At 40.6% G+C, this 25,751-nt stretch carries 21 protein-coding genes; 6 read left to right on the forward strand and 15 right to left on the reverse strand.

Features of this window, described 5'->3' with window-relative positions; genetic code table 11:
• Positions 1–332 precede the first annotated feature (332 nt).
• The gene (locus tag NSTC745_RS15480) at positions 333–1,145 is read left to right on the forward strand and encodes a class I SAM-dependent methyltransferase (RefSeq protein WP_445637922.1); all 813 of its coding nucleotides are present in this window, start codon (positions 333–335) and stop codon (positions 1,143–1,145) included.
• 104 nt (positions 1,146–1,249) lie between these two features.
• Here NSTC745_RS15480 and NSTC745_RS15485 read toward each other — a convergent pair whose 3' ends face one another.
• The 4 genes from NSTC745_RS15485 to NSTC745_RS15500 form a co-directional block, all read right to left on the reverse strand.
• On the reverse strand, positions 1,250–1,687 hold the full coding sequence (locus NSTC745_RS15485; RefSeq protein WP_445637923.1) for a hypothetical protein: 438 nt from the start codon (positions 1,685–1,687) through the stop codon (positions 1,250–1,252).
• A gap of 128 nt (positions 1,688–1,815) precedes the next feature.
• Entirely contained in the window at positions 1,816–2,685 is an 870-nt protein-coding gene (locus NSTC745_RS15490; protein WP_445637924.1) for a zinc metalloprotease HtpX, read from the reverse strand.
• A 431-nt stretch (positions 2,686–3,116) separates the two neighbouring features.
• Positions 3,117–5,186, reverse strand: a complete 2,070-nt coding sequence (locus tag NSTC745_RS15495) for a potassium channel family protein (RefSeq protein WP_445637925.1) — start codon at positions 5,184–5,186, stop codon at positions 3,117–3,119.
• A 152-nt stretch (positions 5,187–5,338) separates the two neighbouring features.
• Positions 5,339–5,542, reverse strand: a complete 204-nt coding sequence (locus NSTC745_RS15500; RefSeq protein ID WP_445637926.1) for a hypothetical protein — start codon at positions 5,540–5,542, stop codon at positions 5,339–5,341.
• A gap of 41 nt (positions 5,543–5,583) precedes the next feature.
• Here NSTC745_RS15500 and NSTC745_RS15505 point away from each other — a divergent pair, with 41 nt between their 5' ends.
• The 3 genes from NSTC745_RS15505 to vapC all read left to right on the forward strand — a co-directional run bounded on the left by NSTC745_RS15505 (position 5,584) and on the right by vapC (position 7,547).
• Positions 5,584–6,771 (forward strand): MFS transporter, encoded by a 1,188-nt coding sequence (locus NSTC745_RS15505; protein WP_445638616.1) that lies wholly within the window; start codon positions 5,584–5,586, stop codon positions 6,769–6,771.
• A gap of 111 nt (positions 6,772–6,882) precedes the next feature.
• The gene (locus tag NSTC745_RS15510; protein ID WP_445637927.1) at positions 6,883–7,143 is read left to right on the forward strand and encodes a hypothetical protein; all 261 of its coding nucleotides are present in this window, start codon (positions 6,883–6,885) and stop codon (positions 7,141–7,143) included.
• Positions 7,140–7,547: a type II toxin-antitoxin system tRNA(fMet)-specific endonuclease VapC gene (gene vapC / locus NSTC745_RS15515; protein ID WP_445637928.1), complete on the forward strand. Its 408-nt coding sequence runs from the start codon at positions 7,140–7,142 to the stop codon at positions 7,545–7,547. The genes NSTC745_RS15510 and vapC overlap by 4 nt, the downstream gene beginning before the upstream one ends.
• Before the next feature lie 134 nt (positions 7,548–7,681).
• Here vapC and NSTC745_RS15520 read toward each other — a convergent pair whose 3' ends face one another.
• Positions 7,682–7,813 (reverse strand): hypothetical protein, encoded by a 132-nt coding sequence (locus tag NSTC745_RS15520; protein WP_445637929.1) that lies wholly within the window; start codon positions 7,811–7,813, stop codon positions 7,682–7,684.
• Between the two features lie 120 nt (positions 7,814–7,933).
• Positions 7,934–9,169 carry an LL-diaminopimelate aminotransferase gene (locus NSTC745_RS15525; protein ID WP_445637930.1) on the reverse strand — a complete coding sequence of 412 codons (1,236 nt, stop codon included), beginning with the start codon at positions 9,167–9,169 and terminating at the stop codon, positions 7,934–7,936.
• Between the two features lie 162 nt (positions 9,170–9,331).
• Here NSTC745_RS15525 and dnaN point away from each other — a divergent pair, with 162 nt between their 5' ends.
• Positions 9,332–10,495 carry a DNA polymerase III subunit beta gene (gene dnaN / locus NSTC745_RS15530; RefSeq protein ID WP_445637931.1) on the forward strand — a complete coding sequence of 388 codons (1,164 nt, stop codon included), beginning with the start codon at positions 9,332–9,334 and terminating at the stop codon, positions 10,493–10,495.
• A gap of 440 nt (positions 10,496–10,935) precedes the next feature.
• On the opposite strand, the gene NSTC745_RS15535 is transcribed toward dnaN, so the two are convergent.
• From NSTC745_RS15535 to NSTC745_RS15575, 9 genes are all read right to left on the reverse strand, one after another.
• Positions 10,936–11,088: a lmo0937 family membrane protein gene (locus NSTC745_RS15535; protein WP_096539168.1), complete on the reverse strand. Its 153-nt coding sequence runs from the start codon at positions 11,086–11,088 to the stop codon at positions 10,936–10,938.
• Positions 11,089–11,391: 303 nt separating this feature from the next.
• The gene (locus NSTC745_RS15540) at positions 11,392–14,700 is read right to left on the reverse strand and encodes a GAF domain-containing protein (RefSeq protein ID WP_445637932.1); all 3,309 of its coding nucleotides are present in this window, start codon (positions 14,698–14,700) and stop codon (positions 11,392–11,394) included.
• 362 nt (positions 14,701–15,062) lie between these two features.
• Complete coding sequence (locus NSTC745_RS15545) at positions 15,063–16,241, reverse strand: TRC40/GET3/ArsA family transport-energizing ATPase (protein WP_445637933.1); 1,179 nt, start codon at positions 16,239–16,241, stop codon at positions 15,063–15,065.
• Positions 16,242–16,470: 229 nt separating this feature from the next.
• Positions 16,471–16,752 (reverse strand): hypothetical protein, encoded by a 282-nt coding sequence (locus NSTC745_RS15550; RefSeq protein ID WP_445637934.1) that lies wholly within the window; start codon positions 16,750–16,752, stop codon positions 16,471–16,473.
• Between the two features lie 203 nt (positions 16,753–16,955).
• A complete protein-coding gene (locus NSTC745_RS15555; RefSeq protein WP_445637935.1) occupies positions 16,956–17,696 on the reverse strand; it encodes a Uma2 family endonuclease in 741 nt (246 codons plus the stop codon).
• Between the two features lie 159 nt (positions 17,697–17,855).
• A complete protein-coding gene (locus NSTC745_RS15560) occupies positions 17,856–18,242 on the reverse strand; it encodes a DUF2358 domain-containing protein (RefSeq protein ID WP_445637936.1) in 387 nt (128 codons plus the stop codon).
• 228 nt (positions 18,243–18,470) lie between these two features.
• Complete coding sequence (locus NSTC745_RS15565) at positions 18,471–19,031, reverse strand: hypothetical protein (RefSeq protein WP_445637937.1); 561 nt, start codon at positions 19,029–19,031, stop codon at positions 18,471–18,473.
• A gap of 31 nt (positions 19,032–19,062) precedes the next feature.
• Entirely contained in the window at positions 19,063–19,989 is a 927-nt protein-coding gene (locus NSTC745_RS15570; RefSeq protein ID WP_445637938.1) for a phosphodiester glycosidase family protein, read from the reverse strand.
• A gap of 84 nt (positions 19,990–20,073) precedes the next feature.
• Positions 20,074–21,321 (reverse strand): DUF4912 domain-containing protein, encoded by a 1,248-nt coding sequence (locus NSTC745_RS15575; RefSeq protein WP_445637939.1) that lies wholly within the window; start codon positions 21,319–21,321, stop codon positions 20,074–20,076.
• A 791-nt stretch (positions 21,322–22,112) separates the two neighbouring features.
• On the opposite strand from NSTC745_RS15575, the gene NSTC745_RS15580 reads away from it, so the two are divergent.
• Positions 22,113–25,463 (forward strand): PAS domain-containing protein, encoded by a 3,351-nt coding sequence (locus NSTC745_RS15580; RefSeq protein WP_445637940.1) that lies wholly within the window; start codon positions 22,113–22,115, stop codon positions 25,461–25,463.
• Positions 25,464–25,751: the final 288 nt, after the last annotated feature.

Raw genomic sequence — 25,751 nt, forward strand, 5'->3', positions numbered from 1 at the left:
AAGGGGAAAAGGTTAAAGGGTAAAGGGAAAAGGAATGAACTATCCGCCCAGGATTTCATTTACTTTTAACTTTTATCCTTTGTGTTACCGTTATTGATAAATTAGCTAGGTGGGTAATTCCCACCTTCTTGATTTTTGTAACCTAGAGTTACACACAAAAATATATGATTGTGTTGAGTAAATCAACTTAACAAATTGAGCGATCGCCAAGTGCTAACGAAAATAAATTAATGACCGATGCTGCTCAATTGCTAGGGTTCCTATTAACGAAATAGACAATAGCTTTACTGGTCATGTATTCTGATACTGAATCAGTAAAAAGCAATAACATTATGCCAAATAACCAATACGAGCAACAGTACAAGAAAAAAGTAATTGATTTTTTTGATAGCAGAACTACCTACGATAACGATCGCACAATTCATCGCGCTCTTCCTTTACTAGATTTAGTCCCACTGCAAAAAGGACAAAAAGTATTGGATATGGCAACAGGTACAGGTATCATTGCCATTACTGCTGCACAACTTATCGGTTCTGAAGGAAAAGTAATTGGAGTGGATTTTTCTTCAGGAATGTTAGCTCAAGCACAACAAAAAATTACAGAATTAGGCTTACAAAACATTGAACTAATAGAAGCCGATGCTGAGTATATTGACTTTAATGATGAAAGTTTTGATATTATTCTTTGTTCTACAGCAATAGTATATTTTAAAGATATTCCTGCCGCTCTACGGAAATGGTATCGTTACCTGAAACCAGGAGGAATCGTCGGTTTTTCTTGTTGCTCTGAAGAATCTTGTGGAACGCCACTGATTATTGAAATTTGTGGCAAACATGGCATTTCACTGACGAGTATTAATGAGCCAACAGGTACACCTGAAAAATGCCACCACCTGCTTGCAGAAGCTGGTTTTGAAAATATTGAAGTGAAGATTCAACAACTAGGTTACTATCGTAATCTAGACCAAGCGGGAGAATGGAATGGAGGATGGTTTCATCCTAGAGAAAATCCTTTATTAAAGGTTTCCTCAGAGCAAATGGTAGAATTGAAAGCAGAATATCGTCAAAAAATTGAAGCAGAAGCAACCGAGCAAGGATCTTGGTATGAAAATCTGACTTTTTTTGTAAGTGGTCGAAAGCTTTAGAGCAAACTTTAAATCGGAGTTTTTTCGTAGATTAATACTAAAACACAATAGGGTAGCACAGTTAGCTGTGCTACCCTAAATTAATCTGCGATCGCATTATCTATTTAATTTTGAGAATAAGGGTGATTAAAAGCTTCCCAAGCAGCTTTAGCAGCCTTTTGTAGGCGATAATTAAAGTCTACTAAATCTTTCATCATTAAGTACCAATTTCTTTGGGCTTCGTCTTGAATCACCACCCAAGCATTTTCTAATTGAAGGCGATCGCGTTCTATAACTTTCCTTCCTTCAATCAATTCTCTTGCTCGACGCACAGTATTTAAATAGGTTTCGTGAGTGAGAGTACCTGCGGAATCAGCCTCAGTTTGAGCGCGTCTTCTTAGAGCCTCAATCAGTGCTTTGGTTTCGCGCTTTACTTCATCACTTTCACCAGCCATTTCAATTTCCACTAATTCATCAGTTTGAGAACTGATTTCTACAATTACTGTAGTTTCAGTAGATTCAACAAATGTAGCTTCAACGGATTCGATGTTGTTATAAGTCATCTTTAAAACCTCCTTAATTACAAAGCTTTGTCATTTGTCAGTTGTCATTTGTCAGTTGTCATTTGTCATTTGTCACATGTCAGTTACTAATAACCAATGACCAATGACCAATGACCAATGACCAATGACTAATGACCAATGACTAATGACTGTTGTTCTAATTTTAGTAATGCCGCAACTCGCGCTTCCGTAGCAGGGTGACTGGAGAATAAGTTACCCAAAAATTGTCCAGAGATTGAATTAATAATTAATAATGGCTCGAAAGCTGGATTAGCATTTAAAGGCATCTGTCTGGCTGTAGCTTCTAGCCTTTGTAAAGCTCTAGCTAAAGCGCGGGGATTACCAGTTAATTTAGCAGAACCGGCATCAGCAGAAAATTCTCTTGTGCGTGAAATTGCCAGTTGAATAATTGTTGCTGCTAATGGCGCAAGCATTACTGTTAATAAAACACCCAAAGGATTTCCACCTCTGTCGTTGTCTCGCGAACCACCGCCGAACCAAAGGCTGTAACTCACCATTTGTGCTAGGAATGAAATCGCACCAGCTACTGTAGCAGCAACCGCTTGTGTGAGGGTATCACGATTAATAATATGTGTGAGTTCGTGGGCAATAACGCCTTCGAGTTCGTCCTCTGGTAATATATTCAAAATCCCTTCGGTAACAGCAACAGCAGCGTGTTCTGGATCGCGTCCTGTAGCGAAGGCGTTAGCAGTTTCACTAGGAACAATATAAACTCTCGGTGTAGGAATATTCGCACGACGAGACAACTTTTCTACCATTCGATAAAGTCCCGGTGCTTCCCTTTCACTTACAGGTTGCGCCTGATATACTGCAAGGGCAATTTTATCTGATTGATACCAGGAAAACAGATTTGTTACTGCTGCTAAGCCGATTCCAATTAACAAGCCAGTAGTACCACCAATTACCCAGTAACTAATCGCGATCAAAAGACCACTTAGTGCAGCTAGCAAAGCAGCTGTTTTGAATTGATTTCCCATATTTTTGCTCTCCTGCTAATGCTGTATGGTTTTTCTAGAAAACAGCATTCATTAAGCCACACTTTGATTGTATCCAGCTAGAATTAGATAGTAGGATGCAGAAAACCTATCCAATATGTACGGTTTTTACCCTGCAATTTATAAAGAAGGATTCAGAATTCAGGAGTCAGAATTCAGGAGGAATTAAAGTCGGAATCTTGGATGAGTGTTGTAAACTCGAAGCCTTAGCTTCGACTTTTTGCTTTCTTAGTGAAGTCTTCACCAATTGTGATTTTGTATTATTTATTTTTCCTAAAATATAATAGAATGCAATAAGAAATTGCATCTGTCTGTAGTGGTACATTTTCTGAATAACTGACAATATTAATTTTCCAAAAAAGAATTCATAATTAAATCATCCGCACTGTTGATTCTGAATTCTGCATTCTTCTTCAGTTATCAGAAAAGGGTTTCAACCGAGCTGTAACCCTTAATTTAGTGAGTCTCCGCACTAGGCGCAAAGCTTGTTGTTTATATAATGCTTTTGGTAGTTGTCCAGGCAAATTATCCATCAATTTTCTCGCTGTGCCGATGCTGCATCCTGAAATTATACTTATTTCGTTAGCGCCATCAAAAATAGCATCTTGAACTAACGCTTTTTCGATTTCTACTTGCCAAGTTCTGTTATACATTTCGCCTCGCTCAATGCGCTGAAGGCTATTAGTATTGGCTAGAACGATGAGGCGATCGCCAACAGCAAGTTGTATATTATCAGAAGGCATTAACTTGACTGGCGATCGCTTGAAACTTTGGTATAAAATTGGCACAACTCCATAACCATAGGCAACCTCAGCCAAGAGTAATCCGTTGAGTGTATCGCCAGCTTCAATGGCGTACTCGACTACCAAAATAGTTTGACTATCAAAGTTAAACAAACTGAGAATATTTTCTCCGAAAGCCGCAGCCGCAAAAACTTCTGCGGAAATAGCAGAGGTGCAAATTACTTGAGCATAAGGAAATAACCGTGCGACATTATCGCGAAAATTTCGGTCGTAAGTCCGAATAATTACACGAGTTGTAGGACTTTGAGCGTGTACCATCAAAGCTATTTCTAAATTCTCCATGTCATCGTCTGTAACTACAACGACACTTTTACTATTAGCTAGATTTACTCTGCCTAGAGCATCGGTAATATTATCAATAATTAGTGGTATTTTGTGGAAAAAATCGGCGTCCAGTGCTGTGTTACTAATACCCACCAGAGGTTGTTTGAATTCTTCTAATAAAGCTGCAACTCTTTGACCAACTCGATTTAATCCAATCAATACAACATGGTTTTTTACGGGTATTAATGGTTGGTAACTCTTGAAAAATTGAAACCTGGAACTTAAGAGAGCATCAGTAAGCAATGCATATAACACCCCAACAAAGCCTACACCAGTTAAAGTTAGTCCCAGGCTAAACAATCGCAACCATCCAGGGATATGTTCTGCTTTTTCTGGTGGGGTTTTAAAATTAATGTCGCCAAATAAATCTCCGTATCCTCCTAAAAGTAAGACAGCAGTACCATAAAATGCTTCTACTATATTACTTTCAGGATAATTTAAGATATAAATAATTGTTCCAAGACACCAAAGAAAAAGTATTGTAAGTCCGCAAATTATTGCCACCCGCAAACTTTGATAACTATGTAATTTTCGCCACAAATATGGAATTTTATGTTTGAAATTATTCCAGACTTTGCCGAAAGCAACTTCTTGCCATAACTGCTGCCAATTATGCTGACGCTTAATAGCAACTTTTTTTAAACTCTGAAGTTGCTCTTTAACTTCAATATAAATAATGGTATCGTCTGGACGTAATTTTGCTTCTGGTTCCCATTGATGAAATTCTTTAGGTAAGATAGATGAAGCGTTAGTGTGATGTAATACCCTACGATGTTGAGTATTTAGTTCGTGTATATGCAGTTGATTGCACCAGCGATCGTGCATTTGAATTTGATGCTTGACTACCCGAAATTGGTGTTCTTCCAATTGGAAATAGCCAAGATGATCGTCTCCAAGGGCTGCAACAGCAAAGCCAGAAGCAGAAATTTGATTCGGCTCAAAGGCAATAAAATTACCAAGAGTCTGACTTAAAAGTTGATTGAGATTTTGTTTGTCAGAACGTATCACTAAACGAACTTGAGGATTTAAAAGCCGCGCCGCAAAGGCAGCTTCTATATTTACTCTTTCATTACCAGTGGCTAAAATTATAGTTCGGCACTGACTAATATTTGCTTGTTCTAAAACACTCGCCTCACGGCAATCTCCAATAAATAAATTTTCTAATAAATTTAATAAATTTCGGATTTGCAAATTTTTAGGTTGTTCTAAATCGATCGCACTAACAACAGCACCATACTCTTTGAGGATAGCAACACAATGCTGACCCAAACTTCCTAACCCGCAAACTAAAAACTTATCTAGTTTTGTTTGAGAATTTTCAACAGGCTGGTAATTAGTTTCTGATGATGACACCATAACTTCGCCCAGGCGTATCAGATATTGCTATTCTAAACTTTCGGGTGCGTAGTCATAAAGGTTGTGAGTCGATAGCTTGTCCTTAGGGAACTTGAAAAAATAAATAATCTACTTAAATTTGTTAACCGTTGACTGTTCGCTGGCATTGTGACTCAATGCAATGGCATTGCTACTCGATGTAATGGCATTGTCACTTGATGCAATGGCATTGTGACTCGATGCAATAGCATTGCCATTAGATGCAATGGCATTGTCACTCGATGCAATGGCATTGTTACTTGATGCAATAGCATTGTGACTCGATGCAATGGCATTGTGACTCGATGCAATAGCATTGTGACTCGATGCAATGGCATTGTTACTCGATACAATGACATTTGTCAGAGAAACACGCAATATGCAGCTACAAAATAAATTTTTTCAGGAAATTCCCCGTACCGTTTGGGTGTTGGGGTTCGTCAGTCTGCTGACAGATATAAGCTCCGAGATGATTAATTCGCTGTTACCGTTATTTCTGGTGTCAGCTTTAGGCGCGAATGTGTTGACTGTCGGCATTATTGAAGGGATTGCGGAAGCAACAGCTTCAGTTTTGAAAGTCTTTTCGGGAGTATTGAGCGATTACTTGGGACATCGCAAAGGTTTAGCGGTGTTTGGATATGGGTTATCTACCTTTGTTAAACCTCTATTTGCTGTAGCTACCAGTCCAACTGGGGTGTTGATAGCGCGATTTGGCGATCGCTTTGGCAAAGGTATCCGAGTCGCACCCCGCGATGCTTTAGTTGCTGATTCTACTACATCAGAGGTACGCGGTGCAGCCTACGGATTGCGTCAATCTCTCGATACTATCGGCGCATTCTTGGGGCCTTTAATAGCATTTGCCTTGATGGCTGCTTTTGCAAACAACTTTCGCCTGGTTTTTTGGCTAGCACTCATCCCAGGTTTCTTGGCGGTGGCTTTATTAACAGTGGGAGTCAGCGAACCGCGAACAAATGAAACCGAAGCCAAGCGAAGCAATCCTTTGCAATGGCAAGCTTTACGCAGCTTAGGTGAAAAATATTGGGTACTTGTAGCAGTGGCGCTGCTATTCAATTTAGGCAACTCCAGCAATGCGTTTTTGTTGCTGCGAGCCGAACAAATAGGCATCTCTGCTTCACTGATACCGTTGACATTTGTAGTGATGAATATGGCTTATTCCTTCAGCGCCTACCCAATAGGAATACTTTCCGATCGCTTCGGTAAATTTGGGTTACTGGTAAGCGGATTTCTCCTATACGCTTTAGTTTATCTGGGCTTCGCCTTCGTACAAGCACCTTGGCAAGTTTGGGGATTGTTTGCCCTTTATGGTTTGCACTTGGGTATGAGCAAAGGATTGCTGTTGGCGCTAGTAGCAAATAGCATACCTGCAAATCTGCGCGGCACCGCTTTTGGATTTCTCAATTTGGCTATAGGAATAGCACTTTTACCTGCTAGTTTCTTAGCTGGTGGATTGTGGGAAACACTGGGAGCAAAGGCAACATTTATTGTTGGGAGCTTGTTGGCGATCGCATCTGTATTATTGTTAGTTTCTCAGAGAAATAAATATTAAATTCGGTCAAAAGCAAAATGCCATCACTTCAGATGTGCTGAAGACTATTTATCAAACTTTAAGACTAAGAACTGAGATGCTATATTTAATCAAATAATAGGGAGTTAGAGTATGGAAAGTATCAAAATACGTTCTTATGTAGGCGAAGACGGAGTGTTACATCTAGATATCCCTCTAGAAATGAAAGAAACTGAATTAGAAGTCACAGTGACATTGAAACCTATAAAAAAACAAACTGCTTCTTTAGAGGACGAAAAATTAACTCAATTAGAATGGCATGAGTTTATTGATAAGACTTATGGTTGTTTAGCAGATGACCCAATTATGAGACATCCTCAAGGAGATTATGAAGAAAGAGAAGCGTTAGAATGATTTATCTTTTAGATACGAACGCTTGTATTATTTATCTTAATGGTAGAAATCTGAGTTTACGGCGCAGGCTAGAAAGCCACAGTGATTTAAATATTGTTGTTTGTTCTACTGTTAAAGCTGAATTATTTTATGGGGCAAAGAGAAGTAATAATCCAACTCGCAATCTAGCTTTACAAAAAGAGTTTTTGAATAGATTTATTTCTTTGCCGTTTGATGATATTGCAGCAGAAATATTTGGCGATATCCGCTCTCACCTGGCTAACTTAGGAACTCCCATTGGCCCTTATGATTTACAAATTGCAGCGATCGCTTTAGCAAATAATCTTATTTTAGTAACTCATAATGTAGATGAATTTAGCCGTGTGCCAGGATTACAGTTTGAGGATTGGGAAATAGAAAGATAAGTATGCAATTGCTCAAAATACTCCCTACTGAATCAGAATTCAGATATTCCGTTGAGTCCTCATTGATTTTGTAGCATCAATTTTAATACGATCGATTAATTGGGGGAAACGATCGATGTCTACTTGCCCATTTACTAAATCATTGCTTCCAATTCTTGCAAAATAGATTCAAATTCTTCCCAGCTAACATCAGGAATAGTTACAGTGCTACCAGGCGACAATTGCATCTGGCTAACAGGTTTGACAACGGGAATGGCAGCAGTCATAACCAAAATATAAGTAAGCTAAATCTCAATATTTACCTATCAGGTTGCGGTGGATAATATACCCCACCGTAACCTTTACTAATAGAATGAGTTTAACAAAAGCAGCTAAAAGCGATCGCTCTACACTTTAAACTTCTCAGTAATGCGTTTCATCGCTTCTTCGACATTCTCGCGGCTATTGAACGCGGAAATCCTAAAGTAGCCTTCACCCGCAGCGCCAAAGCCAGAACCGGGTGTTCCCACAACGTTGACGGTTTGCAGCAATTTATCGAAGAATTCCCAACTGGATAAACCATTAGGCGTTTTCACCCAAACGTAAGGTGCATTCACGCCACCGTAAACTGATAATCCCGCAGCTGTGAGTTTCTCGCGGATAATTTTGGCGTTTTCTAAATAGAAACTAACCAATTCTTTGATTTGTGCTTGTCCTTCTGGGGAGTAAACCGCCTCGGCTCCCCGTTGGACGATGTAAGAAACGCCATTAAATTTGGTAGACTGGCGACGATTCCACAGTTTCCACAGTTCGACATCAGAACCATCGGCGGCTTTGGCTGTAAGTGTCTTCGGTACCACAGTTAACGCGCAACGAGTTCCTGTAAAGCCTGCATTCTTGGAGAAAGACCGAAATTCGATCGCAACTTCTCTTGCACCTTCAATTTCATAAATTGAATGGGGAAGCGATGCATCGGTAATGTAAGCTTCGTAGGCTGCATCAAAGAAAATAATTGAGTTATTAGCTTTGGCGTAGTCCACCCATGCCTTTAAATATTCCTTTGTAGCAGTTGCGCCAGTAGGATTATTGGGAAAGCAGAGATAAATTAAATCGACTTTCTTTGAGGGAATCTCGGCGGTAAAGTTGTTATCAGCAGAAATCGGTAGATAAACTAAACCTTCAAACTCGCCTTTATCGTTAGCATTCCCTGTATTTCCCGCCATAACATTAGTATCTACGTATACGGGATAAACGGGGTCGGTAACGGCTATAGTGTTGTCATGACCAAAGATTTCCAGAATATTGCCGGTATCGCACTTAGAACCATCGGAGATAAAAATTTCCGATGCATCGATTTCGGCTCCCCGTGCTTGGAAATCTTGAGCAGCAATTTTTTCTCGCAACCAAGCATAGCCTTGTTCTGGGCCGTAGCCTTTGAAGGTATTGCGATCGCCCATTTCTTGGACAGCTTTAATCATCGCTGTCCGGCAAGCTTCTGGCAGAGGTTCAGTAACATCACCAATGCCCAACCTGATGATTTTAGCATCAGGATTAGCTTCGGCAAAAGCATTCACCCGCCGAGCAATTTCTGGAAACAGATAACCTGCTTTCAGTTTCAGGTAGTTGTCGTTAATACTTGCCATACTAAATTATGAAAAACGCCCTAAAATAGCTTACTGCTAATTTATCAGGGCGATAACTTTTGAGTAGGGATGAGTAATTCTGTCTGAATCCTGAATTCTGGATTCTAAATTCTTTATTGTGGATGAATGTTAGGATATTTTTTCACCAGCTGGATCTGACTTATGAAATTAGTTTGCGCCCAAAGCGACCTCAGTACAAACCTCTCACTCGTCAGTCGTGCTGTGCCTTCACGACCGACTCATCCGATACTTGCCAATGTGCTGTTACAAGCGGATGCAGAAACTAACCAAGTAAGCTTAACAGCATTTGATTTGAGCTTGGGTATCCGTACTAGCTTTAATGCTGAGGTATGGGAAGGAGGAGCGATCGCCCTTCCTGCTAAGATACTTGTAGATATCATTTCTCGTCTTCCAGAGGGAGAAATTACTCTCGATGATGGCTCGGACGCCACTAGTCCAACATCAAGTGGGGAAGGTGTGAGTGTAACAATCACACCCAAGAGTGGATATTATGAAGTACGAGCAATGACTCCAGAAGAATTTCCGGAACTACCTATAATTGAAAATACAGAAGTAATCCATCTCACCACCACTGCATTAATCGAGGGATTACGGGGTTCATTATTTGCCACCAGTGCTGATGAAACCAAACAAGTACTTACGGGAGTGCATTTAACAGTTAAACAAGATACTTTAGAATTTGCAGCTACCGACGGACATCGCCTAGCAGTAGTAGAAACGAGCAACGAGCGTCCTCTAGATGGAACTAGCCAATTAGAAGTCACAGTCCCAGCTAGAGCATTACGCGAACTACAACGAATGCTAGCTCACAACGCCTCATCTGATGAAACTGTAGCTTTACATTTAGATCGAGGTCAAGTCGTGTTTGAATGGCAGAATCAACGCTTGACTAGTCGCACATTAGAAGGGCAATATCCCACCTATCGACAACTGATTCCGCGTCAATTTGAACGACAAGTCACAATAGAACGGCGACAATTCATCAGCACCTTAGAGCGAATTGCTGTGCTAGCAGACCAGAAAAATAATATTGTCAAACTCAGCATTGATAGCGAAGCCCAAGAAATTGTTTTATCTTGTGAAGCTCAAGATGTGGGTAGTGGTAGAGAGCCAATGCCAGCACAAATTTCTGGGGAAAATATAGAAATTGCTTTTAATATTAAATATTTAATGGAAGGCTTAAAAGAATTACCATCTTCCGAAATTCAAATGCATTTGAATCAAAGTCTAACTCCAGTGATTTTTACGCCACTGGGTGGTTTGAAAATGACTTATTTAGCGATGCCAGTGCAACTAAGAAGTTAAAATTGATTGAAAATCTTGGCAATTACAGCAATTTGCAGTTGAATAGAAGACCACAGTAGGGGCACAACAATGTTCATTGGTGTCCACTTAAGCTCAAACGCTTATCCCACAGGCATTTTACCCCACCCCCAACCCCTCCCCTTGCTAAGGGGAGGGGAGGTTTTGCGCCAGCAAAACCGGGGTGGGGTAACGCGGATCTTGATGGTAAGTGAGTAGAACTCGCTTATTAGGTTTTCACCAGGGTTTCAGGTTAAGTTGACACCAATGAACATTGTTGTGCCCTTACGATAATTTAGTATTCAAGTATGTATTCCATCCAAATGAAAAGCGCTGTAATTGTGGCTGGCGATCGCCAGCCACAAGCAAAACTGAAAGTTAATCTCTCAACTAGTCTATAAACACAGAGAATTAATTCAAAAACGATGTTGTAATTTCTTAATTTACACATCACGCGTTTTGAGAAAATTGTAAATAGCCAGTGCAATAGCTACAAGCAATACCGCATGAATTAAATTTCCGGCAATATGAAGTACCAATCCTAATGCCCAAAAAGCAACCAGCACAACAACAACGCCCCAAAGTATACTCAACATATATTTGCTCTTATTAAAGTGATTTTTACTTGTTCAGATATATTATCGTCTCGGTTAAGTTATATTCTATTTGTCCTAAGATAGGTTTTAAAATTTAAATCATCTATCTTGAGGATTAAAATTCACTCTAGCAGTCGGTTTTGAGGCCAACCTAATAGGTAGTTACCTGAAATCGTCGTAGAGACGTAGCATTGCTACGTCTCTACATTCTTTTTCACCAGATGTATAGTTTTCTTGCAATATATTTATTTACAATAATCCAATTTTAAAAAATTGCTTGCCAATCTCCGAAACTTGATGGTACTATTTGCTAATTTGTTTTATCGGAATTTCAATCCAAAACTCTGTACCTAATCCTGGTTGCGAATCGCATTTAAATACACCGCTGTGTTTTTCAACAACGATTTGATAACTAATTGATAACCCTAAACCAGTGCCCTTTCCTACTGGTTTAGTAGTAAAAAATGGATCGCAGATTCTTACTTTCAGGTCTTCGGGTATTCCTGGGCCGTTGTCTTTTATGCGAACTACTACACTCTTGATATTACCTTCTATTTCCCCAACAGTAGTAGTAATGGTAATTTGACTGGTATGAGTTTTAGATGTATCTCTATATTCTTCTAAAGCATCGATCGCATTGCTTAAAACATTCATAAATACTTGGTTCAACGGCCCGGCATAGCATTCCACTAAAGGAAGCTGACCATACTCTTTGACTAATTTAATTGCCGGACTTTCTGGTTTTGCTTTCAAGCGATGCTGCAAAATTAGCAAGGTGCTATCAATACCCTCATGGATATCAACTGGTTTTTTTTCTGCTTGGTCAAGGCGAGAAAAATTCCGCAAACCCGAAACAATTTGCCGGATGCGATCGATACCAATTTTCATTGAAGAGAGAGTTTTCGGCAAATCCTCAGTCAAAAATTCTAAGTCTATTTCTTCTGCGCGATCGCGAATTTGTGGGTCGGGGTTAGGGCAGTTTTGCAAATATAAATCTAGAATTCCCAGCAAATCATGGGCATATTCGCTGACATGATTAATGTTGCCATAAATAAAGTTCACTGGGTTATTAATTTCGTGAGCAACACCAGCTACCAATTGACCCAATGAAGACATTTTTTCTGTCTGAATCAGTTGGGTTTGAGTTTGCTTTAAATCCTCCAAAGCTTGAGCCAATTTTTCTTTCTGCTCTTTAGTTTGATTGAGCAATTCGATTTGTTGGAGTGCAACCCCAAGCTGATTGGCAATTTGAGTAATAAACTGAATTTCTGAAGTTTCCCAGTGACGGGGTTCAGAGTTTTGGTAAGCTGCTAGCAAACCCCAAAGTTTCTGCCTAATGAAAATTGGGGCGATAGCATAGGCTTTTGCTTGAATTTCCTCTAAAGCCCCAACGTGACATTCAGAGTGATTCGCTTCATAAATATTATCAACTACAAAGGTTTCATTATGGCGATATCGCCCACCTTGGGTTTGCTGCAAGTAGCTATCTCGCCAAATTATATTAGTACCAGGATTTACTAACTTTATCCAACCTTCATTCACAAACTCAGCAATGTATTCGCCACTCCAATCAGCTTGGAAGCGGTAAACTGCAACTCGATCCGCTTGTATTGATTTACAGATTTCTTGAGTAGTTGTCTGAAAAATCGCATCTAAATCCAGAGATTCTCTAACTTTGGCAACAACTTCAAACAATACCCGTTGTTGTTCTGCTGCTTGTTGCAAATCTAACGCCTGTTCTCGTGTCTGAGTAAGTAATTCAGCTTGCTGGAGTGCTACCCCCATTTGAGCCGCAATCTGACTGAGAAAGTGAACTTCTGGGGCTTTCCATTGACGAGGACCAGTGTGTTGATAAGTTGCCAGTAAGCCCCAAAGCTTTTGACCAACAAAGATCGGTGCAAGTACAAAAGCGTAAATTTGAAACTGCTCTAAATTGTCGATATGACATTGAGTAAACCCGATTTTGTAGATGTCATCGACTGCAAATGTTTCATTGTTGCGGTAGCGTCCTCCGTGTGTATCTTGTAAGTAGGTGTCATTCCAAATGGTATTAATGCCTAGATCGGATTCATTCGACCAGTATGGACTAGAAGCCTCGAAATCTCCGACAAATTCGCCACCCCAATCAGCATCAAAACGATAAACAGAAACGCGATCGGCTTTGATTAATTGACAAACTTCTTTAGTAGTTGTTTGAAAAATTGTGTCTGTGTCCAAAGATTCACGAATCTCGGCAATAACTTTAAACACAGCTTGTTGTTGTTCGGCTGTGCGTTGTAATTCGATTGTGCGTCTTTTAACTTGATGTTCTAAATTTTCATTGAAGACTTGTACTTGTTGGTACAATTCATACTGCTGAACTGCGGAAGCGAAGTGTTTACCGAGGTTTCTAGCCAGTTCAATTTCTTCTGGCGTCCACGGCTGCAACTGTGCTTTTTTAGATTCGCGCCAAGCTTCAAAAGATCGCCGGGGGTATAATTGCCTCTGGTCGCTGTCATACTGTCCCGCCCACAGGGTTTCGGTATCTATTTCGTTACGGAAAATACTTAAATAACCCAACAACTGCTGACGATAGTGGAGTGGAATCACCAGCATACTGCGAATTTTAGTTGGTTCAAAAGCAACTTGCAAACTTCGCCAGCCTGGAGTTTGATAAATATCTAAAATCGGCCAAACATCATATTCTCCAGAGGAATTGAAGCGTTCCTGCCAAGCACTATACTGCTCTATGAGTGGATATATGGTTTGTCCTGGTACTACAGGTTGCTGACCGCAGGTATACAGTTTTATACAAGTATTTCCAGGGATTAAGCATTCTGTAAAGCTGGCGACGCTACCATTGTGGTAATCAAAAGCTGCACTTCTAATGCAAAGCCGACCACCAGCACCATCAAAGGCGGCAACAGCAGCTTCGAGGGCTGGCTGCAATACAATTGTCGGTAGTGAATGTAGCAGGCTAGCAATGCGGTTAACGATCGCTTCTTGTGCGGCTGTTTTGCGGACTTGAGCCAAGAGGGTACTTTGAGCGATCGCCACTGAGAGTTGATCGACTACTATTTGTAATGCTTCTATTTCCGATTCTAAAACCAAACGCGCCTGGGAATTATGAGACACCAACAGTCCCCAGAGTCTATCTTGGTAAAGAATAGGGGCTACCATACTAGACTTTACCCCCATTGCTTTTAAATATTCAATATGGCAAGGGTCTACGGGACGGTAACAGATTTCCTCTCTCGTGGTTTCTCCATTTTCCAGATCGTATAAGTGACTTTGACCAATTTCTTGAGTATCAACATTGACAACAGAACGCACCCGCGATTTAACAAAGAGTTCGCGGGCGGCGGGTGGAATATCATCAGCAGGGAAATTTAGTCCTAGTAGCGACGGTAAACGATTGTTGTAGATAGACTCAGCAATGACCTGACCGCTACCATCGGGATGAAATTTGTAAATCATCACTCTGTCAGTTTGCAGTAGCGATCGCACCTCTGCTGTTGTGACTGTGATAATATCTTCTAATTCTAAACTTCGCCGGATACGGTTTGTAATCCGGTGGAGTAAAGTTTCTTCATGGCGAGTTTCCCGCCAATCTTGCTCAGAGTTCGAGGTCATTGCTGATAATATCTTCAATTAATAATTTGGAAATACATCATGATTAAAAGAGAATTCAGAATGGCTGCGCCCCGCTGCGCTAACAGAATTCAGAATGTAATCAGTGGGACACTTAAACTCCTTTATTGATTCACGAGCCGCTAACAGGGCTTCTGAATTCTTTATTCTTAAATCTAATGATATTTTTGAATTAATTTCATCAATTTGTCTTCAGTAAAACTACGGCAAATCACTAACTAAATTCATAAAAAATTAAAAGAAAGACGCAATTTTACTTGCGTCTATTTCCGATATTAGAAAAGATGTTTGCTTTTTAGTTTTAAGTTTTTGTTGATCGTTTATGTCTCAACAAAATTAAAATCTTACATTGGTGCAAAGCTAATTTTTAGATAGTCATTTTCCATCTTTGCTCCTGCTGGTTGTAGTGCTGCTAAGGCTTGCGGCAAAACTAAGTTACGTCGATGATTGCCAATAGTAATATTTAATTCGTCACCAGTTTTACTCAGTTGAACCTGGTTTTTAGGAATGCCAGGTAAATAAAGTTCTAAACTGTATTGATTTTTCTCTTGTATGACTCGAATAGTCGTTTCTTGGTAATAAACTTGAGTTGGATCTTCATCTTTATAAAGGGTTTCCTTCAACCGTTCTAATGCAGCCAATCCGCACATCTCCTCAGAAAAAAGCGGAACTTCTTTTACTGGTAAAGGGTGGAAATTATCATGAATTTCTTGGCGATACTGCTCCTGATTTTCCTTCCAACGTTGAAAGAATGGGTCTTTTACTTCGCTTGGAATGATGCGATTTGCCACAACTAAATCTGTGGCAACATTATATAAACTCAAATAAGCATGGGCGCGGAGAGACTCTTTAATCACCATTTTTTCGGGATTAGTCACAAGACGCACTGAGGTTTGAGTATTATCTGTTAATACTTTTTCTAGAGCTTCAATTTGTTCGTAAAACTCATAAGGCGCATCCATTACCTCTTTATCTGGTAGCGAAAAACCAGCAATTGGTTTAAAAAAGGGTTCGACCAAAGGTCTAAGTGCTACCGAGATATTTTGAAAGGGTTTGTAAAAACGGCGCATATACCAACCGCCGACTTCTGGTAAACTCAGCAAGCGCAGTGCTGTGCCGGTGGGGGCTGAGTCGATAATCAAGACATCAAACTCGCCTTCATCGTAGTGGCGTTTCATCCTTACCAAGCCAAAAATCTCATCCATACCTGGTAAAATTGCCAATTCTTCCGCTTGTACCCCTTCTAAACCTCTGGCTTGTAAAACTTGGGTAATGTAACGTTTCACCGCACCCCAGTTTCCCTCTAGTTCTTGCAGCGCGTCTAATTCTGCACCCCACAAATTTGGGCGAATTTTTCGGGGTACATGTCCCATTTCCAAATCAAAACTGTCTGCCAAAGAGTGAGCGGGATCTGTACTTAACACCAACGTCTGATAGCCTAATTCTGCACAACGGAGTCCAGTTGCAGCAGCAACGGAAGTTTTACCTACACCGCCTTTCCCAGTCATTAAAATTACACGCATGGATGGTTCTTTCCTGCCTGAGGATTTTTTACATTTATTTACAATTATCGGCTGTTTAAGGAAAATAAATGCTGCTTCAGCACGTTTAAGCGCGAACAGTTCAATAATAAATACAAGGGATAATCCAGCTATATTGCGATATTGACTGCTATTTATATAGTAGTGGATTAGGGAAATACGGTAGGAGGCGGTAAGTCAAAACCAAAAACTAACCTAATATCTGCTGTATTTACCTTAACTCATCTGTTGGGTTTTGCTGTAATAGCAGATCGAGCTTTGTTTCAATTGCTGAAAGTTTTTTGAGAATTGTGGGTCGATCGCCATCAACAGCGACTAGTAAATTAGTTATCTTATCTTGTATGTTGGTTAATTGTGCCACTGCATTTTGAAGTTGGATCATTCCTTCTCGGAGTTCTTGGCGTTCCTGTCGGGCTTCACTGATTTCATCCAACATAGCTTGGACTGTTTTAGCATTACTCTCAATTAGATGTTTGAGTTCTTTATCAGTCATTGCGATCGCACTTTGAAGTTGAATTTATTATTTATCATAAGTTGTAGGTTGAATAGAGCGATCGCTAAACTCAATATTTACAGCACAAGTCAGAAGTCAGAATTCAGAATGAGAAGAGACTTTCAGTCAGTCCAGCTACTACTAGATGGTGTACTTGACTTTCCTTGAAATGTGCTACAAACACAAATTTTCGCAGTGACGCACTACTCTAACTGTTCAGTATCAACCCCCAACCCCTTCAATCTAGCTTTGAGTTGTTCCACTTGCTGCTGTACAAGTTCCCTCTGTTGTCGTTCAGCCTCAGCTTCTCGTTCTGCTACTTGCGCCCTTTCTTCTGGAGTCGCTATTAACTGCTTATCCGCGTTGAAAAACCGTAATTTTGACTCATAAATTCCTAAGAATAACTCTAGTTGCTGACTCCACAACCAACCATCAGCATTTGCTTCCAAAGGTTGATACTTACCACCCACTAAACGAAAGCCTTTAAACTCCAAAGTATCGGGGTGAAACCAAAAATATTCCGGCGTGCGAAAAGTCTCTTGGTAAAGTTCAAACTTCAGACCTTTGTCAACTTTGGCAGTGCTGTTAGAAAGTAATTCAATAATCACATTTGGATATTTTCCTTGTTCTGCCCATAAAACCCAACTTTTACGGGGGCGATTTTCACATCCCAAAACAACAAAAAAATCTGGGCCTCTAAAGTCTCGCTTGGTAATCTGCTCCGGACTAAAATAAATCGTTAAATTTCCAGTAGCATAAAAATCAGTCCGGTTACGCCACCACCACTTTAAACAAGCTAATAGTAGTTCGATTTGGTCGCGGTGCAGATCGCTTTCCAAAGGAGGCTCATCACTCCATAACTCACTAGGTGGAATGATAATATCTTCTGCTTCCGTATGTATAGTTAATTCACCGGATATTTCAGGATTTTTAGCAGCCGTCATAAAGATTAATGGCTTTATTTGTTGCCTCTAGTGTAATAGTAATCCGCTATTAAATTCTTCCAATATCGATAGATATTTGGTGAAATTAAATATACGTTATCCAGAACCCTTGTAGAGACGTAGCACTGCTACGTCTCTACATTCGTTTTCGCCAGATGCCTAATTTTTTGAAGAGAAAAAATGCTGCTTTACCACATCTAGGCGCGAACAGTTCCAATAATCGATATGAGAGACAATTAAACCATCAGAATTGAGAGTTAATTCACTCCAACCAGGAATATAAATACGTGGCTTCCAAGGGACAGGGGTATTCCAACTGAGCGTCCACTCTGTTTTAATTGTGTTTCCCAAACGTTGTATATTATGTAAATCCATCTTGGGATTTAAAAACCAAGTTTCAATAAAATTAATCATTACTTTATAGCGTTTGACTCCCCGAAATTTATTCAATGGGTCTTGAAAATAAACATCTGGAGCATAAATACTATAAGTTTGATTGACTGGGAATCTTTGATAGTCTTCTTTGAGGATTTCAATGATATCCATAATTTATTAAGAAGAATTCAGAACTCAGGAGTCAGAATACAGGAAAGTTATTTTGTGCGACTTTTGGGCGAATATTGCTTTCAAACCGGACTTGTACTGCTACGCTAACCCCCTTGATGGGCGAAATTATTATTAAATCTTCTTTCTTATTAAAACTCTATCGCTTTATGGGTAGAATTTTCATCAATTCTGAATTCTGACTCCTGAATTCTGAATTCTTATTCAAATTTATACCTCGTCCCATAAGCGTTCTAACTGACGCCGCCAAGCAGCTAGGGTTTGTTCTTGGGCTTGGGCGGTTTGGTCGATTTCGCCCATGATTCCTTCTGCATAAAAGCGTTCTAAGTTTTGGATGGTAGCTTGCAAAGATTGTCCTTGCAGTTTTGCTGCTTTGATAACTTGGCGGATGCGGGTTTCAACTAACCGATTGAAGGCATTATCTATACCTATTTCATGTAGAGAAACTAGTCGAGCGATCGCTCTTTCAAAATCTACTTTTACCAAAGTGGTAATGTTATGGTGAAACACTGCCCAAATTTGCCCATCATGCAAAGCATACCGCACTTCCTGGGTTTCATCAAAGTTAGCTGACAAAAATTCTGCCAAAAAAGGTTGGGCTTCTTGTAATGGTAATATTGGTAGCAAAACTCGCAGCCAAGTATTATCTTTGGACAATAGCACTAAGAGTTGAAAACTATAAGTGTTTACTTCCCAGGAATCAGGAGCGATTGCACTAACATTTGTGCCAAATAATTCTGTTAAACTAGCCGTAATTTCTTCAGGTGTCATATGTATTTTTTAGAGCAAGTTGTAATTTTTTTTATTTTTTATAAATCAAAAAAACTGAACCAATCGGCCCATAATTTTCTACATAGATTTTTTGGTTGTAATACAATCCTGGGGACATACCTCCATCAAATAAAATTCCTTCTTGAATCTTCCCCAAACAGTTGTTGTTAGCAATGCCCTGCAAGACATTATCAAATTTATCTGGTAGTAATTCTTGATTAATGTTAGATAGTTCTATCTCGGAATTAGCTTTCGCGTCATTTACTAATAGTATTACATATCCTTGATTAGTAATAGCTGCCATAGACCGATTAGTTGCACTTTTACAAGCAAATTCTCCCAAATCTTGACAAATATCTTTAAATTTACCCTGGCGATAAAATCTACCATTTCCTCCTACTAAATTGTAATTGAGAACTTCGCTGTTTCTTCTACCAGCTTGGATAGTAGCTTGCCGCTGCGTGGGCGAACCTCCTGATATACCAAAGGAAGAACGTTTATTTTTAAATGCTCCTGAATATTCTACGCCACGAGAAATATTTAAGCCTTGTGGTTTATCGGCGGTATCTATATAGTCGGCGTTAATTGCCGCAATGGGTAGCTGTCCATTTAATTTAGCATTATCGCCAACTATGAGTTCGCGAAATTGTTTTGCTACATATTCTTTTCGTAATTTTCCTTGAGTATCTTTGGCGTAGAGTTTATGAGATAAACCAAGATTAACTTTAAAATCTAATTCTGGCGATTGAGGATTAAAAATAATTACGTGGTTAATACCTTTGGAATTTTTCTGCCCTTGATTATTAGTTTTAAAAAAATCAATACTGAATTTGGGATTTTTGCCAGGACAAATTTTAGAGGCTTTTGGAACTGAATTAGCTGCAATTTTTTGACAGCCTGATAAAAAACTGGCAGCAGCGATCGCTATAAATAACAAAAGTAAATTTTTTTTTAACATGATCGTACAAAAAACCCGCTACAGAATTACTATAGCGGGGAATAATTTAAAATTTCAGTCTGGAGTTAATCTGAGAACTAAAACTTAAGAAAACCACTCTAAAACGGCTTCTTCTTTGGTGTTAGTGTTCCGGGATGGTGTTTCACGATTGAATTTCATTTGAATTGAGCGAGTTTGCTCGCCATCAGCAGCCACAGCCACAATTGGATAGTCAATTAAACCATCTTGGAAGGACATCTGGAAGCGGAATGTACCATCTGGATTCAGTTGAATTGGACGGCCGCCAATGGTTACGGTAGCATCGGGTTCGGTTGCACCGTAAACGATCAATTCAGCATCGGCTATTAACCAGAACTTGCGCGGACGCACTGGTACGGCGGAAGCTGAGAAGCCTACACCCGACATTCCCACACCGGACATGGTTAAACCAGATGTGGTGGGAACAGCCCACATACCTACACCAGAGGGGAATATGTAGGAACTGATAGCTTGTTCGTGGCGTACTGAACCAGCTTGTTGCATGGAGCCAAACAGAGAACCAGCAACGCGTTGTGCTTCGGCAGATTCGGCTAAACCAAAGATTTGGTCGTAGATGGGGTTACCGCCATTTACACCATTTGCAGCAGTCGCAACTTTCTTAGCGGGTGGAACCAGTTCGTATTGAGTTGTGCCGCGTAAATTTTCTTCAAAGTTGACGGTGATGAAGACATCTTCAATCCAGTCAGAAGGATATACGGGAGGAATATGTACTCTGGCGGAACGAGCGAGTACCAACCAACGACCATCAGTAGCACGATAGCCAATATCAATGACATAATCGCGATCGCTGACTGGAATTGGTAAATACCATTCTCTTGCTAGTTCGTCAGCAGGATATTCTTGAATGCTGTGGGGACTTTGAAAATCGATATTGATGTCGGTAACGTCATAAATCCGCAGTGCCAGTTGTTGTCCCCCTTGGCGGCGCAGTTCTTCTTTGTGTTCATTGGGAACATCCCAGTAAGTGTAAGCCCATTGAGGATCGCGGGGTAAGAGTACAATCCGGCTTTCACCATAACCAGAAGGCAGATCTGGGAGTCCTTCATCAACATCAGCAAGAGATCCACCAGTTCGATCTTCCTGACCTAATTCAAACTTAGCTGCTTCCACGGTTTCCTGTGCCTCCAATGAACGAGATGGACTGAGCGAAATTTTGCTGCGCTGGACTTCTTGAATTGATGCCAGCAGTTGGGATTTACGCATTCGGCTATAGCGAGAGATGCTATATTCGCTGGCGACTTTACGTAGTTGCCGTAAGGTCATCTCCTCTAGTGGCGGGCGTTCTTTTGCCATTAATTTTGGCCTCCAGTAGTTTAAGCGGTAAATGATTTTCCCTGGTTAAAGAATGCGATATAAAATGTCATCCACTCCAGATGAATTTCTTATTCCTGACTCCTGGTTTTGCCCAGTTTTTAAGTTTTTAGTCTGTTTTTAAATTGAAGTCGTTTCCTATCAATTCCTTTAGCTATGCCGAAATTAGCATTTCTTTGGGATCGGAGGATCTGTATTTGTTAAGTCAATATTAACCACTAAGCATATCTAGGGATCAAGGGGTTTGAGCAGATTTTTTGGCTATTCCACGAATTTATCAGCCCTTGTGGGATCGCAATGTTATGATTTTATGACATTTGCATGAGGAGCGGCTGATTTTCAGGCAAAAATGTCAAGATTTCATAACATTAGTTTCAGGCCAGCCCAAAACCGCGATCGCAAAGGACTTTTGAGTCGGGAGCGGGGATTGTAAGAGTCACAGATTGAGAAATTAATAATTGTACTCAGTACAATAAGGTCTAGACCGTGTTTTCACCAAGAACGGAACAGGGAGAAAGAATCTATTTTCTTCTAACAAAATTAAATAGTCTAAGTCCTCTACTAATTGGATGGTAAATTCCAATTACTCGTGGGCGTTAGTGAAGTGTTACACTGCAATATGCGTAATACTTATTTTAAGTTCTCTGTTCCCTTTTACACTTTTATACTGTTTCACTTTCAGGTTGATATAAATACCTTGGTAGGGTAGCAAAGCTGTGCGCCTAATTCGCCAAAATTATCCCTGAAAATTCTTTGACAAATAACAAAGACAAATGACTAACCTGATTTTGGTTGTAGACGACGATCGTTTAACGCGAATGTATCTGTGTGAGCTATTGAAACAAGCAGGGTATCAGGTAGTAGAAGCGAGTAACGGTTTAGAGGCGATCGCTACCTATACTCGTCTACACCCAGATCTAGTCCTGTTAGATGCCATAATGCCAGAAATGGATGGTTTTAGCTGTTGCGCTCAACTGCAAGCACTCTCCGATGACAAAAAGGCACCAGTATTAATAGTTACCGCTTTTGATGACCCGGCAACCGTGGAAGAAGCTTTTGCTGTGGGTGCAAGTGATTTTATTACTAAGCCGATTCAATGGCCGATATTACGTCAAAGATTGCGCCGTCTTCTAGAAGCTCATCGTAATAAGCAGCAATTACAAGAACAAACTGCCCAGGCACAACTGCGGGAAGCGCAGCTGGTATTAGCATTAGAGTCTGCTGGCATGAGCATTTGGAACTGGGATCTTTTAACTAACGAAATTAGTTATTCAGGTAACCTAGAAACAGCTTTTGGCTCGGAAAGAGGGACTTCTAACGACACCTACGATACTTTTGTTAACCGCGTTCATCCCCAAGACCGCGATTTTGTGAGGCGATCGCACCAGCAAGCTATAAAAAATGAGGTAGGATATGATATCGAATTTCGAGTGATTTTGCTCGATGGTAGCATTCGCCATTTAGCAAGCAAAGGAATTGTCTGCCGGGATGCGTTAGGTGTGGCTGTGGGAATGTCTGCAATAGACGTAGATATCACCAAGCGCAAGCAAGTAGAGGAAGCACTAGAAGTTCATGCTAACCAGCAAGCAATGGTGGCAGAACTCAGCCAAATAGCCCTAGCTGTTACAGACTTAACTACACTGATGAACTTATGCGTGAGCATCGTTGCCCAATGCCTAAAAGTTGAGTATTGTAAAGTTTTAGAACTACTGCCAAATGGTAATGCATTACTGCTAAGGGCTGGAGTAGGTTGGCAGCCTGGTTTGGTGGGAAAGGCCACCGTCAGCGCATTGATGAATTCGCAAGCGGGGTATACCTTACTTTCTAGCGGCCCGGTGATTGTCAATGACCTCCGAAGCGAAACGCGATTTAATGGGCCGCAACTACTATTCGACCATCAAGTAGTGAGCGGAATTAGCGTGGTGATTCATGGCAAAGAGCGTCCTTTCGGTGTCTTAGGGGCACACACAATCAGACACCAGACTTTCACCAAAGATGAAATTTACTTTCTCCAATCTGTTGCTAATGTTCTCGCGGCTGCCATTGAGCGTCAGCGGGTGGAAAACGCCCTCAAAGAAAGCCAAGAACGCTGTCAGTTAGTGGTGCGGGGTACTAATGATGGTATTTGGGACTGGAACGTTCAAAACGATCGAGTATTTTTTTCAACTCGTTGGAAGGAAATGCTTAGTTATGAAGAAGACGAAATTGCCGATGAATTAGATGAATGGGCAACACGAGTACATCCAGATGATAAAGCATTTGTCAGACAAGCGATCGCCGATCATTTTGCTCAGATTACTCCGTTTTTCATCAGCGAACATCGAATTCAGTGTAAAGATGGCACTTACAAATGGGTTTTGAATCGCGGTCAGGCAATCTGGGACGAAGATGGTAATGTAGTGCGGATGACTAGTTGTCAAACGGATATCACCGAACGTAAATTAGCAGAAGAACAATTGCGTCAAAGCGAAGAACGTTTCCAAATAGTCGCCCGTGCTACCAACGATGTGTTATGGGACTGGGATTTGCTGACTAATAAGGTATGGTGGAATCAAGCTTTACAAACATTGTTTGGTTACTCCCTTGAGCAAATAAGTTTTACTGCTGATTGGTGGAGCGAACATATCCATCCAGACGATAGACACAGAATTGCTCGCCAAGCGCGTGCTTTAATCGAGAGCGGTGAAAAGTTCTGGTCAAATGAATACCGCTTTCGCCGCAGTAACGGTTCCTACGCCTACGTGTTCGATCGCGGTTACGTAGTCCGCGACCAAACAGGTAAGCCAGTGCGAATAATGGGGGCAATGATGGATATTACCGAACGCCAAGCCGCCCTGCGCGAACGCAATCGCGTGCAAGCAGAATTACAACGCCAAAATATGCGATCGCAACTATTCGCTAATATCACCTTCAAAATTCGTCAATCTTTACAAATCCATGAAATTCTGCAAACGAGCGTTATAGAAGTGCAAAAGCTAGTGCTTGCCGATCGAGTATTAATTTTGCGCGTACAGCCAGATGGCTCTTTTTTAGCGGTTCAAGAAGCAGTAGTTCCTGGTTTGCCTATTGTTATGGGGCAGGAAATTGCTGACTCTTGCTTTCGTGACAATTACATCGAGCATTACCGCCAAGGGGGAATTAGTTCCATTAGGGACATCAGGGAAGCGGATATCCAACCTGACTATATGGAATTGCTGGAACGATTCGCCATCAAAGCCAACCTTATAGTCCCGATTTTGTTGAAAAATGAACTCTGGGGGCTGTTAATTGCCCATCAGTGCGCCCATCCCCGCGAGTGGACTAGCTGGGAAGTTGAGCTTTTGCAACAACTAGCAGATCAAATCGGTATTGCTTTAGCTCAGAGCCAAATTCTAGAACAAGAAATTCGCCAACGGCAAGAACTCGCCCGTTCCAATCAAGAATTGCAGCAATTTGCATTTGTCGCCTCCCACGATTTGCAAGAACCACTGCGTAAGATTAAAACCTTTGGCGATCGCCTCAAAGTTACCTATGGCGACATCTTGGCCGAACAGGGGCGCGATTATTTAGAACGGATGCAGAATGCTGCTAACAGAATGCAGACATTAATTGAAGACTTGCTGACACTTTCACGGGTTACTACCAGGGCCCAGCCTTTTGTATCGGTAAATCTGGCAAAGATCGCCCAAGAAGTATTGTCTGATTTAGAAATCTATGTCCAGCAAACTAAGGCAACTGTGGAAATCGGAGAGTTACCCACTATCAAAGCCGATCCCCTACAAATGCGCCAATTGCTGCAAAATCTCATCGGTAACGCTCTCAAATTCCACCGCCGAGATGTACCGCCTGTAATCAAAATTTCTGGCAGCATTTTAAACAATCAAACAAATAAACTGTGTAACAGTTCTGACCTTTGCGAAATAGTTATAGAAGATAATGGTATTGGTTTTGAAGAAAAGTATCTCGATCGCATTTTCAACGTTTTTCAACGTTTACACACTAATACTGAATACGAAGGGACTGGTATAGGTTTAGCTATCTGTCGGAAAATTACCGAGCGCCATCATGGAGCGATCGCAGCCCAAAGTACACCAGGGAAAGGATCGAAGTTTTTTGTCACATTGTCGGTTGATTCTCTGGCTTAATTTTTCTTCCTAGAGAGGGATTAAGACCAGACCCAAAAATTAGCTTAATTGTACAATTGTGACCTCTAATTTCTAGGACTTATTGATTGTATAGATTAGCCATTATGTTAACTATTAATAAGATTCAGTCGTTTTCAGTTTTCTACTACCACTGCAACATCCAGCTTGTTGTTAAAAAATGAAGCTTTCATAGCTCAATATATAAATTGCATATTTGCTTATTTTTGTCAATGTGCGAGTTGCCATCTGTGCCAAGTTAATAACTTGATTCATACTAATAAACCAATG

The sequence above is a fragment of the Nostoc sp. DSM 114161 genome, from assembly GCF_052692665.1.